Genomic DNA, 14,099 nt, shown 5'->3' on the forward strand with positions numbered 1-14,099 from the left:
TGAAATTATAGTGGATATGTGTTGCGTTTACGACCCCCTTTATTTGGTCTAGCGCAGTCCCAGAGCGGTAATGGTTGGTAAGGGTTTGGTGATGATCCCAACCGCCATAATTGAGGAGTTGGAGTTTTGCTGCGTAGCAGATGTCTTGCAGGATGGAGAGGGCGGGGTAAGGGCCTTTATAACCTTTTGCGGGGATGAGAATGCCAGCGGGGATTGTGTTTGTCATGGCATGGATTTGGAAAGGTGTGTCTGGGTCGTTATAATCCGTGTAGGCGTCGTTAATTTGCCCGATAAAGAGTGTTGTGAGGGGGGCGTTGTTATCATCGCTCACAGAGAGCATGATGCTGGTGCGGCCGGGGAGAACGTGGTTGAGGAATGTTAAGGTGACAATATGGTTTATTTGTTGATAGGGTGGCTTTGACTTTGTGATTATTGGGGGTAGTGATGCGGGGCATTGTTGCGGGTATTTTGAGTTTTGCGGCGTTTGTTTTGATGCCGGGTTTGGGTGTTTGTGCTGATGGGATACCGCCTATAGAGGAGGGGTTGAAGATGGTTGCGGCGCAGCAGCAATATGCGTTGCAGCGGATGGGCTTGAGTGCGTCGTTAGCGCGGCAGGCTTTGTGGGGGGCGAAGTATAAGCCTGAGTCTATGTGCGCGCAGCATGTGAGTTTGCTGTTGAGCGGGTATGACGCGTTGCATCCTGAGTTCCCTGATGATGGGCCGCCGGATAAGGATAGGCAGGAGCGTATTCGCTTAGCGAATTCTGGGTCATGGCGGTTTGTTTACGATATTGAGCAGGTGCATATTTGTAGTAAGGCCTTTTTGGATAAGACGCCTGCGAAGCCCGCTTATAATCCGGAGAATGATCCTGTTCAGATTATGGCGCGAAGTTTTCAGCAAGACCGGCAGGGGATGATTGATGAGATGGTGCAGGCCGGTGTGGAGAAGAATGTTGCGGAGAGTGCAGCTATATTGGTGACCTCTCAAAAAGGCAGATACTGGGATTGTGCTATGGCAGTGTATAATATGTATCGCCGAGCACCTGGTATGCCGATTAGTTATGATGAAGCTAGGCAAGTGAATCTTCGACCTTATGAGACGGCGGAGGGCATTTGCGATATTGGGCGGATGTATCAAGACCCAAAAGCGGAATACCCTTATGCGCCATCAATTGAGCGGTTGCAGAAGGCTTTTCGGGAGGACCGGAAAGGGACGATTAAGAAGCTTGTGAAGGCTGGTGTTTTGAGGGGATGGGCGGAGAATGCAGCGGATTTAGTGTTGTCGCAAAAGGGGCGGTATGGCCCCTGTGCTATTATCATGGGGGGATTGTTGGATAATATGGGGTATGAGTGGGGAGATGTTCTTCATCACGCACGGGCGATTAACGTAGAAACATATTATGGCATGGGCCCTCAGTGGGCTGTTTGTGATAGTAGAAATATGGAAGTGGACGCTGATGTGGGACAGCTAGCGTGGTGAGTTAAGCATCTGGTTGCTAAGGTTACCTCTTATTTATGAGATGGTTTTTGGCCGAGATTGGTGCGGATGCAATCTATGGTTGTGTGCCATTTGCCTTCTTGCATTTCTGTTGAAACTTCATGTTGGATGGCGATGGGTAGCCATAGGCCATCCCAAGGGGCTTTGCTGATAAGCTGGTGACTTTGGTTGGTGAGGCTGTTCGGTTGGTTCGGGGAAGGAAGCCAATTTTGAGGGGCGTATTTGCTCTCTAATATAAGAGGTTGCCAGAAGGCGATGTCTGGGCGGAGGAGTGTTGTGATGGTTGTTCCGGCCTCGTTATATTTGGGATAGCCAACCATACCATTTTGGGCGGAGATGATGGGTATTGATTTTTCTTGCCCATTTGGAGGGGTGCCAGTGTAGGAGCCGCCCCAGATTTCGATTACCCCTAGATGGGCTGTTGTTTGGGAGATTTGCTGCTTGTAGCTGTTGGGGAGGTTGTTAGTCTCGTCTTGCGTAATGGGGGTGTATTGTTTGAAATTATAGTGGATATGTGTTGCGTTTACGACCCCCTTTATTTGGTCTAGCGCAGTCCCAGAGCGGTAATGGTTGGTAAGGGTTTGGTGATGATCCCAACCGCCATAATTGAGGAGTTGGAGTTTAGCTGCGTAGCAGATGTCTTGCAGGATGGAGAGGGCGGGGTAAGGGCCTTTATAGCCTTTTGCGGGGATGAGAATGCCAGCGGGGATTGTGTTTGTCATGGCATGGATTTGAAAGGGTGTGTCTGGGTCGTTATAATCCGTGTAGGCGTCGTTAATTTGCCCGATAAAGAGGGTTGTGAGGGGGGCGTTGTTATCATCGCTCACAGAGAGCATGATGGTGGTGCGGCCGGGGAGAACGTGGTTGAGGTCGTCCACCATAGGGTAATCAGGCACGATGGAAAAATTGTCGCGTGTTCTTCTGATAAGGCCTTTGATGGTGATTTCGGCCTCTGAGCCTAGCGCAACGCCTGCATGTTTAATGAGGGCGTGGATGGCGTGGTTTTGCCCAATGGTGACATTGGAAAAAGACCCATCAGCTTGTGGTGTATAAAAGGTAATGATGATTTGTTTTTTTGTAAAGCTATTGGCTTTTGGGGGTGTGGCGGAGGCGGTGTAGGTCATGATGAGTTGTCCTCATAATAAAGGAGGAAGCGGGAGCCGAGGCCTGTGAAGTCAGGGTCTGATGTGCCGGCGTTGTCCCCAAAATAGAGGGTACCAGGCAGGGGGCTGAGGGGGGAGCGGAGGAGGTCTGTCCCATTTTGGCAGAGGGTGCCAAGGAGGAGGGGGGTGTTGTTTGCGGTGATATCTATATACAAGCCGGAGGCGAGTTGGCGGAGCCAGAATTGGCATTGTAACCCGGCGATGGGGCAGGTGAGGCTTTGGGCGGGAATGGGGGAGAGGGGGATGGTGTAGAGCATGGGTTAGCCCTCCCCGGAATTGAGGGTGGTAGTGCCTGTATTTTGTGTAGGTGCTCCTTGGGGGTGTCGTGTTGCTGAGGAGGGGAAGCTATTGCTTTGTCGGACTTCGTGCAGGGTGATATCGGCTACGATGTAGTCCGCCGTGCCGTCTGAGGCACGGGTGAAGCTATAGCCGGTAATATTAGCATTTTTATAGTTATATTCTGGTGTTATTACCGTATAAAGGTTCGTGTCTTTTACTAAAGTTGCTAATGTATTCACGAAACTACTTTTTACTGCATCTGGCCCAACGCCGAGGGCCCCTCGTAAAAAACCGGGAAGGAGGTTTTCTGCTAGATTGCCGGTTTCTGACCCATCGCAGATCATGCGGATGGTGGCGGTGTAGGGGGCGGCAACTTTATTATAGCTGGTGAAAGAGGTGTTTTCTTGCGGGGCGGTGCAGATAGAGGATTGTTCTTCTATCTTCAGGGATGAGACATGAGCGGCGGAGAGGACGCGTTTGGGGCCTTTCCCGAAAAGGGTGGTGACGTCATTGCCTAGCAGTTTGGTGGCGGTGGTTTGCCAGCCACCTGTTGGAGGAGTTCGGGCGTCGGTGAAAATGCCCCATTGGCGGGCGGCGCGTTGGATGGCCCAGTTCTCCAACGCGTCACCCCCAAAGCTGGAGGCCGTGGCCCGGAGGGATGTAAGGGCGGACATGGGGGTTCCTCTCTTTTCTGGCTCGCTGTGGTCTAGCTGATATGGGCGAGTGTGTAGCGGGTGATGGTTTTGGCAATGCTCGCTTCTACCGCGCGGGCGATTTCCGCTGGGTGTTGTGAGTTTGCCTTCACGGTGATGTTAATAGTGGGGCTGTGGGTTGTGTTGTTGTGGGTGGTGGTGTGCCGTGGTTGGGCGGTGTCCATCGCTTGCACAATTTGGGTGATGGCGTGTGTGTTGCTCAATTGTGGCGGGGTTGTGTTGCTGTGCTGTTGGGGAAGGTGGTGTTGGGCGAGTGCAGCATTTGCTTGGGTTAACGCATGGGTGAGGCGTGCCCAGTGTGTTGAGGTTTCGTCTCGTTCTGATAGGTGGGGTGAGGCTGGTGGGGGTGGGTTAAATGATGGTGTAGGGTGGTGGGGTGGTGAGGCTGGTGTAAGGGGGGTGTTTGCTGCTTGTGAGGCGGCGGCGGTGCGTTTTGTAAGGCTGGGTTGTGGGGCATTGGGTGTGTGTGGTTTGGCCGCTGGCGGTGTGTAAAATGGGGGTTCTGCCGTGCGGGAGGGGGGTGAGTGTGGTGGTGTGTGTGTGGCTAGGATGGTGCGGGTGGTCAGCAAAGCGGAGAGGTCTTGCACCATAGCCAGAGGGTTGTTGGCTGGGGCATCAGCGTTGGGGTGTTGTTTGCGCTGGTGGAGCCGGGCGAGGGCTTGCTCGGCATTATGGAGGGTAGGCTCGACCTCTTGGAGGGCTTGGCGTGTGAGCTGATTGGCGCGTGAGAGGAGGTTTGCCCATTCCTGCACAGCGCGGTTAGGGGATGGCGAGGTGTGTGTGAGGGGATTGGAGATTGGGGATGTTGGGGTCTGGGAGGTGGCGGTGTGGGTGTGGTCTTGCGGGGTGTGTGGTATGAGGGGTGTGTCTTCCAGCAAGGAGGTGGGGTGTTGAGAGAGGGGGGCTAGAGCTTGTTGGAGGGTGTTGAGCTGTGGCGGGGTGGCTGTTAGCTGTTGGCCAAGGGTGCTGAGAGTCTGAGTGGCGTGGGTGATGTCTTGGCCAAATGTGGCGAGGGAGCGGCCCCCGGTAAAGAGGGCGAGGGCTCCCATGGCTTCTTGCCGGAAGGTGCGGAAGGCATCGGCCCCTTGTTGGCCTGTTTGGGCAAGGGTTTGAGCGGTGTTGTTTGCGTGTTGCTCTAGTGTCGTGAGGTTTTGGTGGGCTTGTGCGGCCCCTTGGGCGAGGCCGGAGCCATCTAGCCCGAGTTGGATGATGAGGGTATCAAGAATTGCCATTTACGCGCTCCACTGCCGCGACTTCCCAGAGGAGCCACATATCCTCGCTGTCATAAAGTGTTTTCAGCTCGTGTAATGTGGCTAAGCCTGCCCCGATGACAAAGGCCATTGGGGTTGAGAGGTTTACGCAGCGGGTGGGGCTGCGTCCTCCGGCTGTGTCTCCCTCAATATGGCGATGAGAGGGTAGATCTGGTAAATCGCGGCCTTGAAAAAATCCACATTAAGCCGAAAGGCCTCCGCTCGGAGAGCGGGTAATGTGTTGGGGTCTGAGATGTCGGCCTCGATGAGGGGGGCGGGGTCGATGGCCTGATTATGCGGGTCGCGGCGGATTTTGACGCAATCAAGCAGGCCGGAGAAGGCTTTGTCGCAGTCTTCGTCACTCATATGGCCGAATAGAGCCATACTTTGGCCGGAAAGACCGACAATGCCGCTTTGTAGGGCCTCGCGCGGGGTGTTTGCGCCCGCGCGGGCGAGGGCACGAACAACATGCCGTGCCCAATGGTCCGCCGTAAAGGCGGACATGCGGGAGATGACAAAGCATTTGCCTGCATCTGACCCGTCTTTTGGGGTCCATTCAATGGATTTCACGAAGGGGGTCCTTATAAGCCAGCGGGGAGGACATTCTCCCATGTGATGGTCACGCTGCGGTCGCCTAAGGTTGTTTTGCCGGCGGGGACGGGGTCGTAATCCGTCAGGCAGCCATTGGTGAAGGTGTAACGCCGCCCTAACCCGTGTAGGAGGAGCTCGCCATTGAGTTCATATACCGTGCGGGCCTGACGTGAGGCCGTGGCGATGGCATCAAAAACCAGCAAGGAGTTGGAGCCTGCTGAGAAGGTGAGCACCATGGGATAAAGGGAAGGGATGTAGCCTTTGTTCATTTTGCCATCGAGGGAGAGTGTTGTGGCGGCGAGTTTTATTTTTTGCCCACTGCTCCATGAATTTTCAGTGGCCCAGTTCTCCAATGTGATGGGGGTGTTGAACAGAGTTTTGACCGTAAGGGTGAATACGGCATCTGCTGCTGTGATGAGTGCGTTGCCTGACATGATTATTGGACCTCAATAGACGCAAGGTTGATGGATTGGACGGACTGGCCATCCGTGTACCAGAAGCGGCAGGGCGGGCTTTTGCGAGCCACGCGAATATCTGCCGGGGAGGTAGAGGCGTTAGGTTGGAAGTACCAGCCGCGTGTCTGCACTGTGTCGCTGATGGTTGTGCCTGCTGCGAGGTCGATTTGCTGTTTTTGCAGGGATGTAAGCTGGATGCCGGGGCGGATGGCCCCAAAGCGCAGGGCTTGGTTGATGGTATCCTGCACGCTCGCGGAGATGAGCCCGTCCCCTGTGACGTTATAGGGGATTTGGCCCACATTAAGCAGGAGATTTACAAGGTCGGATTGGAAGGAGGCGTTAAGCCAAATCTGGTTGATGTAGCTATCAGCCCAGAGGAACGCGCCAGAGACATGGCCATCCTCTAGCCATTGGAAGCGTCCTAGGCCGTTAGCGTAAGCCCCGTAGAAGTTATAGCCATTAGCGCGCAATGTGGAAGCGGTTACGGCATCTGTTACGGTAGGAGTAAGCAACCCACTGCGGCGGAAGCATAGATTGGTGCGCCCAGATGTTGCGCTGAAATCCAAAGATGCCATCCAACCTAGGCAGAAAGCACATGCTAAGGGGTCTTGGTAGAGCAGGGTTGTGCCGTCAATATTCTGGTTTTGTAACCATGTGCCGAAGCTGGTGCTATTCTGGCTGTTGAGGGCTTGTGCATCTGTATCAAAAGGGACGTACCAGTAGCGGTCAGCTTGGCTTGCGGTCCAGTTCGCGAAGGCCTGCTTCTGGGTTAATGTGGGTTCCCATGTGGTGGTAAAGCCAGCGAAGTTCTGCGTTTGGCTGGTGATGAGGTCCATCAAGTCGGCTGGGCTGGCTTGGTGGGCGGCATCAGCCATGTAGATGAGCAAGGTAGAGGGGCTTTGGGTGGCGTCCTCAAAGCCGCTGAAATAGACGGACGCCATGCGGGCTTCAAGGCTTGTGGCGGGGAAGTCTTTTGTGACGTCTTCCAAAGAGGTGTAGGTTTTGAGCTGCCCAGCGGTGAGGGTGGATGTGTCGCCCGGTGTGGTGATGAATAACCCGTTGATGAAGGGGACGCCGCTAGCGGCTCCAATCGTGCCGGGGTTGATGGTGACAATTTGGGAAAGGGGGATGGTGCTTGTAAGGGATGCCATGAGATGGGGTCCTTAATGTTAAGGGGGAAAGAGGAAGCGTTAGGAAATGGGGGAGAGAGGCTGAGATGGCAGATCGACCTCCCGTATGGAGGACATGGAGAGTGCCAAGGCAGTTTCAGCGGAGCGGCAGAGGCGGGTTTGTATGATAAGGAGGAGCGTTAATGTGGCTGAATCCTCGTATTGTTGCTCTGCGGTGATAAAGCTGTGCTGCATAATGGACCCTGTGTTGAGGGGGGCCATGTCGTCTCGTTTTTGTTGGAACCAACTGACCGCGGCAGGATCGCGCCAGAGGGTGCTGATGGTCCCAAGGGTTGTGATGGCATCATCACCATAGGCAGTAAGCTGAATGGCGAGTTCTACCGGTTGGGTGATGGTGGTTGTGGTATGACCATAAACATGCCGATTGGTTGCGAGAGGGCGGCGTGTGATGGTCTGCATGACCATAAAACGTTGCGCTGGAGGGGGAAGGCGGTTTTGCTGCCCTTGAATGAGAGCCCAATCTGCTGGGAGGGCGACTTCTGTAAGCCAATCTCCCACCATGTGCATGATGGTGCTTTCTGTTGGGATTAGTTGGGTTGTGACCTCTGTGGGGTCTGGCGTGTGACTATCAGGCGGCACCATTCATTGGGTCCCCATTGTTCGAGTATTTTTGTGATGAGCCATTCGGAGCCTTCAAAAATGAGGCTGTCTCCCCCGCTTTGGAGCGGGCGGCTGAGGGTATGAGCGTTACCGCGTAGATAAACTGTGCGGTTTTCGCTTTGTTGGGTGATATTGCCAATGAGCTGTAGGACATTGCTAGGGGCTGGTTGGATGTCGATCATGACGGGGATATCCTCATAAAGAGGAGTGGTGCTGTAATCGGCAGCGTATTTTGTCCCGGTCATGCGGCGGAGTTTGGCGGGTTGGAGGGGGTTGAGGGCTGCGGTTACGCCCGCGGTGAGGGAGAAGAGATTCATAGGAGAGGCCTGTTGAGGGTTACTCTTGAGTGAGTTGCGAGCGGAGGCTGCTGCGAAGGAGGCCCGTATCGATGAGTGGTTTTTGTGGTTGGGGGCTATGATGTTGTGTTTTGTGTGAGATTGTAGTGGGTTTGAGTGGTGGGGTTGTGATGTGGTCTATTGTGGTTTGAATATCCGTGACGATGGTTTGGCCAAGGGTTGTGAGGGCCTTTTGGGGGGATGTGTCGGGATTTTGGAGTAGCTGGCGGGCTTGTTGTGCCCAGGCGGTTTGGCGGTTGGCAATTGTAGAGCGGAGGAAGGGACGAGCGGGAATGGTGGTGGTGCCATATTCTTGCACGCTTGCGATTTGGGCTAAGGGGGTGCCGTCTGGATAGTGGTCTTGTGGGAAATAGCCGACCGAAACGTTTGTTTTTGTGGCGGATTGGGTGAGTTTTAGGAGCAAAGAATGGGCTTTTTGGCCCCCTTTAAGGGCAGACGGCATAATGTGGAGGTCCTGTATATTATATGAGGGGGACGGGCTGTTTTGATTGACGAAAGGGGAGCACTCCGCCACTTTAAGGCTGTATAGCGACTGGGCTATTGGGTATATCGTGGCTTGGTAGATGTAAGGAGGTAGGTGTCTATGTATGGTGCTGTGACAGGCAAGGTTGTGTTGTTTGCGGTGGTGGTGATTTTGTGTTTGCTCTCTTTGACACGGACCATCTTTTTAATGGTACGTTCTGGCGGGGAGGGAGAGGGCCTTACGGTACGCATGATTGTGCGGTTGTTAGTGCCCTTTATTTTGATTTATGCGGTTTGGTGGCTGCTTTGGGGTTAAGGCCACAGGCGAGGGGGATGGGTTCGCCCCGGTAGGAAGCGCATTTGCCGCAATGGTGCGGTAGCCTGCCAGAACATAAGACCATATTGTGTTTGGTTGAACCATCCTGCTTGTTTGGGGAGGGCACTGCCATCAAAGCTGATGGATACGGATCCGCGTGTGGCGGAGGCGATGCGCCCAACAGGTGGGGTGGTAGAAGAGGATGCGTTAGCATCATACGCTTTGTTATTGGCAAAAAGCTGTGCCTGATGAGCTACGAGCAGCCAGAGGAGTGTTCGCCGTTGTGTGAGGCTCTGAATAGGGGAGCGGGCCGTGTTATTGAGGATAAGCTCGGCAAGGTGAAAGAAGCTCTCGGCTTGTGGGGCGGTGATGGTTTCGGAAAAGGAAGGGTACGCCGCTAACCAATCCGTATAGGAAAAGGGAACAATGCCAGGGGATGTCATCGGTGGTTCTGGGGTCATGCGGGTGTCCTTACAAGGAAATGAGCCGAGAGGCTGCCTTCCCCTCATAAAGACGGGAAGGCAGGGTATAGGGAGGTTTATGCAGCAGAGTGCAGTGGGGTGACGTCCCCAACCAAGGATGTATGTTCGGCTCCTTCAAGGCCGGTACGTTCTTTGGCGAGTTCGTTCATGGCGTTATCAGCGCGGGCGATTGTGGTTTCGGCAAAAACGAGTTTCTGGGTGACGAGGCTGGAAGTTTTGTTTTGCTCTAGCCATGCCTTCCAAAAATCTGTGGGGACATTGGTGCGACCAGCGCGGCCAAGGAGCCGGTTTTCCAACGGGTGGTAGTGTGGGTCTTGTCGGATGCCGTTGAGTGTGATGGATGCACGGGCCTGTGGAGGGGCCATAATAGGGGCATTAGCCTGAGCGCGTTCGCTCAGGCTAGGCAGGTCGTGCAGCTCGAGCCGGATGCCGGATGGGAGGCGGCAGAGAACGGTGACATGATCGGCCATAGGTTAGATTCCTGTCATGGTGACGCAGGCGACGGGGTAGAACCAGATGGTCCCCCAGCTGCCTTGCGATTTCTTTTGGCGGATGTAGGAGCTGTAGCGTTCTACCGTGTGAGCGCGGAGTTTCTCGGTGAAGGCGGTAGTGACGCTCTCTTGCCCATCAACTTCGCGTAGGAAGAGTTGCAGCTGCGTTACCTTTGTCTGGCCGCCCGAAAGTGTGCTTCCGGCTTCTGGCAGGGTTTCGATCTTCAAGTTCGGTAGGTTTTCGCGCAGTAAATCGCGGAGGGATGTGCGGTATTGGTTGCTATAAAGCAAGCATTGCTGACGCTCTGTCGGGATGACGAGTGTCAATGGGCTTTCTAACGTGACATTGCCGCCCATCTGCTCGGAGAGCTGCTGGAAGGCTTTGAGGATGTCGTTATAGACCTGCACCGGGTCGGTCATGCTCAGCCAGTCATTGCTGCCTGTGGCAGTGCCGGAAGGGCCGATTTTGGGGCTAGGTTGGATGGCCGGTGGTAGGGCGGTGTCATTGAGGGCACCGCGCAGCTGTAGGCCTTCCATACCGAATAGGCTGATGCGGTTGCTTGTTTTATTAAGGACAGAGATGGAGGCCTCATTCTTACGGGAGACCCAGTCTAGTCGGGCAGCCCCCATGCGTTCTGCTTCACGCTCACCCCATTTTGTCCATGTCTGAAAGTGGAAGGATTGACGTTGGACCCAGTTAGCGTTGGCGTCACTATCGCCGGAGCTATCATAATCGCCGTAGGAGGCTGTCTGGCCGGAGAGTTCTACGAAAGGGAATTGGGCGGTGTCTGTCAGCCAGTCGCCCTTTTGTCCCTGACCATAGATGGCTTCGGCGCGGATAGGGGTGATGATCGCTTTGATCGTGCGGGGGTCTGTATAGGTGGAGAAAATGCTCGGAATCCCTGAGTTAGGGGCCGTAGCGTTGTCGAAGGCTAAGTTATGGTCAAGGATGCCATGGACGCCGAAATCGCGTTGAAGCATGGCAGGGGAGATGGAGTAGGTCATGCGAATGCCTTAATGAGTTTTTGGGGTATAGAGATATGACAGCGCAATTAGGCCGCTACAGGGTGCATTGGGCCGGAGATGATGATGAGTTCCCCCGCTGCACCACCGCGAGAGACGACCCAGCCTGTTGGAACGGTGCCCTGTGGTGTGTTGGATGGAGAAGCGGTTTGTAAGCTGCCATCGGTTGTATTGGCGTAAACGGCTTGGCCAGCATTGGAAGCTGTTGTGGCGAGTGCCCAGAAGTCACCACCTTCTGCAAGGCTTGCGGCAAAGCCTGCGGGGAGTGTCATTGTGGCGGATTGGAGATATTGTGTCATCACGCCTTGCTGGCTGCGATAAAGGAAGCCTGCCGGTGCGGTCGTGCCGCTGTTGCTCAGGGTAATGCCGTCATCATTGCGCCATGCGAAATGAGCGATGGTGAGGCCATTATTACCCGCGACGAATCCGCCTTCTGGCGCGATGGAGGTGCGGATGGGGTTGGCACTAGCGGGGGCACCGGGGAAGCCTTGCGGCCATGTGTATGAGACTGTCTGTTGGAAATCGGACATGGAAAAGATTCCTGCTTATAGGATGGAGAGGTGATTAATAACGGCGTGGTGCGCTATAGGAGGCGGAAGCTTTATCGGCTGCGAGGGGAGCGTGAGCCGCGTTATAAGCCGGTGGAGCCATAGTGGCGAGGCGTGCATGGACAAGTGCGCGCAAGCCCGCTTGATTAACCTCTGTGAGGCTATCGGCGGCCATACCAGAGTGTTGAAGAGCGTAGCGATAAACATCCTCTGCGCTATCCATACCGTGAACATCGCCAACGAGGGGACGAACGAGGCGGCAGGCTTCTTCTGTGGCGAGGCGTAAGGCGCGGTCGGCGGCGATGGCCTTTTGAATAGCGGCGTTGAGGGCGGCTTCTTTATCTTCAGCCGGATTTTCAGCCGGTAGGTCTGTTGGTTGATGTGTTTTGATGGTTTCTGCCTCATTATGTGGCGGTGTGTTAGGAATGTCGCTCTCTATAGCGGGGGAATGTGCATCGGTTTTTGTCATGGTGGTGTGTGTCCTATTATGTGAGGGGGAAGCCGGAGAGGGAGATGAATCGTGGACGAGGACATCTGGTCCGGCTCGACCTTTTGTTACGAGAGCAATATGATTGCCTCGAATGTTAATCATGCGGCCATCATAAGGTTGGCCCCCATATGTGCCGGGTGTCATATCGGCCTCATAAGCGTAGCCGCAGGAAAGTTCTTTCTGCTCACCGGATTGGATGCGGGCGATGGCGGGGCCATCGAAAATGACCATGCCGACGGTCAGATAAGGGGCTTCAAAGAGGGCATTATCCATGGTGGCCCCAACGGTGAGTTCTCGTGGGTGGGCCTGGGCACTGGTGGGGATATGCTCCTCTAGAATAGGGAGAGAGTTAAAGCTGTCTGCTGCTTTTGCGAGTTCGTGAGGGTCACGCAGGAGGCGGTATGGCTGGTCTGGATGCAGGCCGAGTGTGTCGTAATGGGGGATTTCTCGGCCTTGATAAGTGCAGATATTAGCTTTGCTGATGGGGGTGCGCTCTACACGTAGGCGGCCATTATCATCAAAGCTGCGGACAGAGCCGCTGCGGTCATAAGCGAGGATGGTCATGGGCTCTCTTTGGAAGAAGTTGGCTCTGGCGTGGCGGAGAGGTGCTGCCAAAGGGGGTTGAAGGTGATTTCTAAAGCGGGGTCGGTCGCCCCCCAGAGATTGAGTTGAAGGAGGGTGAGTAGCCGCGTGAGAACGGGGCGCATATGAGCTTCTTGAAAGGCGGCGATTTCATCATAAAAGACGCGGATTTCTCCTGCTGAGGAGGCGTTTAACCCGTTGGGTGTAATGCCAAAGAGTTTGACTAAGGGGATGCCGGGGATGGAGGCCATGGCCTCCATAGCTTGTGCTTGGAGGTCTGCCAGCCCGGTGAGGGGCGTGGCGATGATGGAGATGTCCTCATTTTGGTGGTCGGCTACGATGATGTCTTGGCCTTCCGATATTTTCTGCATAAAGGAGGCGCGGCCTGTGATGGAGGTTGTGGGGTCTGCTTCATCGCTGGTGCCGGTGGCCATGAGGCCGCCCATGTCGGTTTTTAAAACCAGTTTGGAGAAGTTGGCGGTGATGTTGCTGATGCTGTTCCGTGTTCGTAAGAAATTATGAACATACGGACGTAGCTGTTGGGTGAGGCTCATACCGCCAAAATTGAAGGAAGGTTTAAAAAGGTCTGACACGCCGTAGGGGATCATGCTGATGAGACGGTCGCGATGGACGAGGCAGCCTTGCACCCACCAATTACGGGGGCGGTAATAATCATCTTGTAGGGGGGAGTCTGCATTATAGGCGTTGGGGGTTGTCCAAATGGGCTCGATTGTTTTTAGCCCGGCAAGTGTGCCTTTGCGGACGCCGTTGGAGGTGAGGGGGAGGGGGAGGGTTTGGCCGTATGTTGTGCGGGGTGTGTCAGCCATATTTAGCCAAATATGGCCGATGCCGTAGAGTAGGCTATCAAGGATTTGTTGGTGGAGGAGTTCGCGAATATTGAGTCGTTTCATTTCGACTTCAAGCGCGTGGAGGCGGGTTGTAGGGTCTTGAGGGATTCCGGGAGGGGGACAATCGGCAGGATTATGTGTGCTAAGGCTAATCCATTCTCGCGTAGCTTCACGGGCGATGACATCGCAAGGTTTGCGGAATTCGGCGCGTTGGGCCATTTGAGCGAGGGTTGGGTAGCCAAGAAAGCCCAAACCATCGGCCATCCAAGAGGGTTGGGAGGTGGTTTGGCCCATAGCCCAACTGGTGATGTCTGCTGTGGTGCTAGGCGCGGCATCGGAGCCAAGAGGGGTGGGGCGGTTATAACCTTCTGGCACGATACCCGGTGGTGGTTGGTAGGGCATGAAGTGTGAGGTTGTGTTGGGGGAGAGGGTGGGTGGCTCGGTGCGTCTTAGGCGTTTGAGCCATGAGACAGGCGTTTTATGAGGGGTAGTAGGGTGGCGTGGTGGAGGGGGGTCTTGCCTGTTATGAGAGGGGGTGGGCTGCTTCTTGGTAAAGAGGCGTGTTAGGGAGAAGCCGGACATGAGAAAGACCTATCTTTAACGGGGAGGACATTGGTTTATGGGATGGTTAGATTGGAAAGCGCCGCCGCAACGCATTGCAGCACGGATGTTATGGTTGGCTGTTTGTGCTGGTGTGGTGTTGGGTGGGGCTGTGGGTGGTTTTATTTTATGGGGGATAATGGCTGGGCAGTGAGGATTAGTG

The 14,099-nt window shown here is 54.8% G+C and carries 20 protein-coding genes; 3 read left to right on the forward strand and 17 right to left on the reverse strand.

Annotated features, from left to right (window positions below; all coding sequences use genetic code 11):
- Positions 1-331 (reverse strand): hypothetical protein (locus GM556_RS01235; protein ID WP_155579030.1); only part of this gene is annotated, 331 nt, incomplete at its 3' end.
- A 113-nt stretch (positions 332-444) separates the two neighbouring features.
- Between GM556_RS01235 and GM556_RS01240 the strand changes: the two genes are divergently transcribed.
- Complete coding sequence (locus tag GM556_RS01240) at positions 445-1,479, forward strand: hypothetical protein (protein WP_155579031.1); 1,035 nt, start codon at positions 445-447, stop codon at positions 1,477-1,479.
- 29 nt (positions 1,480-1,508) lie between these two features.
- On the opposite strand, the gene GM556_RS01245 is transcribed toward GM556_RS01240, so the two are convergent.
- The 10 genes from GM556_RS01245 to GM556_RS01290 all read right to left on the reverse strand — a co-directional run bounded on the left by GM556_RS01245 (position 1,509) and on the right by GM556_RS01290 (position 8,536).
- Positions 1,509-2,621 (reverse strand): hypothetical protein, encoded by a 1,113-nt coding sequence (locus GM556_RS01245; protein WP_155579032.1) that lies wholly within the window; start codon positions 2,619-2,621, stop codon positions 1,509-1,511.
- Positions 2,618-2,917 carry a phage baseplate plug protein gene (locus GM556_RS01250; protein WP_155579033.1) on the reverse strand — a complete coding sequence of 100 codons (300 nt, stop codon included), beginning with the start codon at positions 2,915-2,917 and terminating at the stop codon, positions 2,618-2,620. The genes GM556_RS01245 and GM556_RS01250 overlap by 4 nt, the downstream gene beginning before the upstream one ends.
- 3 nt (positions 2,918-2,920) lie before the next feature.
- Positions 2,921-3,613, reverse strand: coding sequence for a phage baseplate protein (locus GM556_RS01255; protein ID WP_155579034.1), 693 nt, complete (start codon positions 3,611-3,613; stop codon positions 2,921-2,923).
- A gap of 32 nt (positions 3,614-3,645) precedes the next feature.
- Positions 3,646-4,884, reverse strand: coding sequence for a hypothetical protein (locus GM556_RS01260; protein ID WP_155579035.1), 1,239 nt, complete (start codon positions 4,882-4,884; stop codon positions 3,646-3,648).
- Positions 4,885-5,007: 123 nt separating this feature from the next.
- A complete protein-coding gene (locus GM556_RS01265; protein WP_099026315.1) occupies positions 5,008-5,472 on the reverse strand; it encodes a phage tail assembly chaperone in 465 nt (154 codons plus the stop codon).
- Between the two features lie 11 nt (positions 5,473-5,483).
- Positions 5,484-5,927 carry a phage tail fiber protein gene (locus GM556_RS01270; RefSeq protein ID WP_155579036.1) on the reverse strand — a complete coding sequence of 148 codons (444 nt, stop codon included), beginning with the start codon at positions 5,925-5,927 and terminating at the stop codon, positions 5,484-5,486.
- A gap of 2 nt (positions 5,928-5,929) precedes the next feature.
- Positions 5,930-7,099 (reverse strand): DUF3383 family protein, encoded by a 1,170-nt coding sequence (locus GM556_RS01275; RefSeq protein ID WP_155579037.1) that lies wholly within the window; start codon positions 7,097-7,099, stop codon positions 5,930-5,932.
- 39 nt (positions 7,100-7,138) lie between these two features.
- Complete coding sequence (locus GM556_RS01280; protein WP_196424752.1) at positions 7,139-7,720, reverse strand: LIC_12616 family protein; 582 nt, start codon at positions 7,718-7,720, stop codon at positions 7,139-7,141.
- Positions 7,666-8,055 carry a hypothetical protein gene (locus GM556_RS01285; RefSeq protein ID WP_155579039.1) on the reverse strand — a complete coding sequence of 130 codons (390 nt, stop codon included), beginning with the start codon at positions 8,053-8,055 and terminating at the stop codon, positions 7,666-7,668. The genes GM556_RS01280 and GM556_RS01285 overlap by 55 nt, the downstream gene beginning before the upstream one ends.
- A 19-nt stretch (positions 8,056-8,074) precedes the next feature.
- Positions 8,075-8,536, reverse strand: coding sequence for a hypothetical protein (locus GM556_RS01290; RefSeq protein ID WP_155579040.1), 462 nt, complete (start codon positions 8,534-8,536; stop codon positions 8,075-8,077).
- A gap of 135 nt (positions 8,537-8,671) precedes the next feature.
- On the opposite strand from GM556_RS01290, the gene GM556_RS01295 reads away from it, so the two are divergent.
- Positions 8,672-8,872: a hypothetical protein gene (locus GM556_RS01295; RefSeq protein ID WP_155572752.1), complete on the forward strand. Its 201-nt coding sequence runs from the start codon at positions 8,672-8,674 to the stop codon at positions 8,870-8,872.
- On the opposite strand, the gene GM556_RS01300 is transcribed toward GM556_RS01295, so the two are convergent.
- The 6 genes from GM556_RS01300 to GM556_RS01325 form a co-directional block, all read right to left on the reverse strand.
- The gene (locus GM556_RS01300) at positions 8,869-9,333 is read right to left on the reverse strand and encodes a DUF4054 domain-containing protein (protein ID WP_196424753.1); all 465 of its coding nucleotides are present in this window, start codon (positions 9,331-9,333) and stop codon (positions 8,869-8,871) included. The genes GM556_RS01295 and GM556_RS01300 overlap by 4 nt on opposite strands.
- Before the next feature lie 77 nt (positions 9,334-9,410).
- On the reverse strand, positions 9,411-9,824 hold the full coding sequence (locus GM556_RS01305) for a hypothetical protein (protein WP_155579042.1): 414 nt from the start codon (positions 9,822-9,824) through the stop codon (positions 9,411-9,413).
- A gap of 3 nt (positions 9,825-9,827) precedes the next feature.
- The gene (locus GM556_RS01310; RefSeq protein ID WP_155572755.1) at positions 9,828-10,850 is read right to left on the reverse strand and encodes a DUF2184 domain-containing protein; all 1,023 of its coding nucleotides are present in this window, start codon (positions 10,848-10,850) and stop codon (positions 9,828-9,830) included.
- Positions 10,851-10,897: 47 nt separating this feature from the next.
- On the reverse strand, positions 10,898-11,398 hold the full coding sequence (locus tag GM556_RS01315; protein WP_099026305.1) for a hypothetical protein: 501 nt from the start codon (positions 11,396-11,398) through the stop codon (positions 10,898-10,900).
- 34 nt (positions 11,399-11,432) lie between these two features.
- The gene (locus GM556_RS01320) at positions 11,433-12,470 is read right to left on the reverse strand and encodes a DUF2213 domain-containing protein (RefSeq protein ID WP_155579043.1); all 1,038 of its coding nucleotides are present in this window, start codon (positions 12,468-12,470) and stop codon (positions 11,433-11,435) included.
- Positions 12,467-13,918, reverse strand: coding sequence for a DUF1073 domain-containing protein (locus GM556_RS01325; protein ID WP_155579044.1), 1,452 nt, complete (start codon positions 13,916-13,918; stop codon positions 12,467-12,469). The genes GM556_RS01320 and GM556_RS01325 overlap by 4 nt, the downstream gene beginning before the upstream one ends.
- Before the next feature lie 37 nt (positions 13,919-13,955).
- On the opposite strand from GM556_RS01325, the gene GM556_RS08760 reads away from it, so the two are divergent.
- Complete coding sequence (locus GM556_RS08760) at positions 13,956-14,090, forward strand: hypothetical protein (protein WP_255446343.1); 135 nt, start codon at positions 13,956-13,958, stop codon at positions 14,088-14,090.
- Positions 14,091-14,099: the final 9 nt, after the last annotated feature.

The organism is Bombella sp. ESL0378, from assembly GCF_009725845.1.
Classification (GTDB): Bacteria; Pseudomonadota; Alphaproteobacteria; order Acetobacterales; family Acetobacteraceae; genus Bombella; species Bombella pollinis.

Coding starts and splice junctions, on each gene's coding strand:
- GM556_RS01240 (WP_155579031.1), top strand. CDS start 445: ATGCGGGGCATTGTTGCGGGTATTTTGAGTTTTGCGGCGTTTGTTTTG.
- GM556_RS01245 (WP_155579032.1), bottom strand. CDS start 2,621: ATGACCTACACCGCCTCCGCCACACCCCCAAAAGCCAATAGCTTTACA.
- GM556_RS01250 (WP_155579033.1), bottom strand. CDS start 2,917: ATGCTCTACACCATCCCCCTCTCCCCCATTCCCGCCCAAAGCCTCACC.
- GM556_RS01255 (WP_155579034.1), bottom strand. CDS start 3,613: ATGTCCGCCCTTACATCCCTCCGGGCCACGGCCTCCAGCTTTGGGGGT.
- GM556_RS01260 (WP_155579035.1), bottom strand. CDS start 4,884: ATGGCAATTCTTGATACCCTCATCATCCAACTCGGGCTAGATGGCTCC.
- GM556_RS01270 (WP_155579036.1), bottom strand. CDS start 5,927: ATGTCAGGCAACGCACTCATCACAGCAGCAGATGCCGTATTCACCCTT.
- GM556_RS01275 (WP_155579037.1), bottom strand. CDS start 7,099: ATGGCATCCCTTACAAGCACCATCCCCCTTTCCCAAATTGTCACCATC.
- GM556_RS01280 (WP_196424752.1), bottom strand. CDS start 7,720: ATGGTGCCGCCTGATAGTCACACGCCAGACCCCACAGAGGTCACAACC.
- GM556_RS01285 (WP_155579039.1), bottom strand. CDS start 8,055: ATGAATCTCTTCTCCCTCACCGCGGGCGTAACCGCAGCCCTCAACCCC.
- GM556_RS01290 (WP_155579040.1), bottom strand. CDS start 8,536: ATGCCGTCTGCCCTTAAAGGGGGCCAAAAAGCCCATTCTTTGCTCCTA.
- GM556_RS01300 (WP_196424753.1), bottom strand. CDS start 9,333: ATGACCCCAGAACCACCGATGACATCCCCTGGCATTGTTCCCTTTTCC.
- GM556_RS01305 (WP_155579042.1), bottom strand. CDS start 9,824: ATGGCCGATCATGTCACCGTTCTCTGCCGCCTCCCATCCGGCATCCGG.
- GM556_RS01310 (WP_155572755.1), bottom strand. CDS start 10,850: ATGACCTACTCCATCTCCCCTGCCATGCTTCAACGCGATTTCGGCGTC.
- GM556_RS01315 (WP_099026305.1), bottom strand. CDS start 11,398: ATGTCCGATTTCCAACAGACAGTCTCATACACATGGCCGCAAGGCTTC.
- GM556_RS01320 (WP_155579043.1), bottom strand. CDS start 12,470: ATGACCATCCTCGCTTATGACCGCAGCGGCTCTGTCCGCAGCTTTGAT.
- GM556_RS01325 (WP_155579044.1), bottom strand. CDS start 13,918: ATGTCCGGCTTCTCCCTAACACGCCTCTTTACCAAGAAGCAGCCCACC.
- GM556_RS08760 (WP_255446343.1), top strand. CDS start 13,956: ATGGGATGGTTAGATTGGAAAGCGCCGCCGCAACGCATTGCAGCACGG.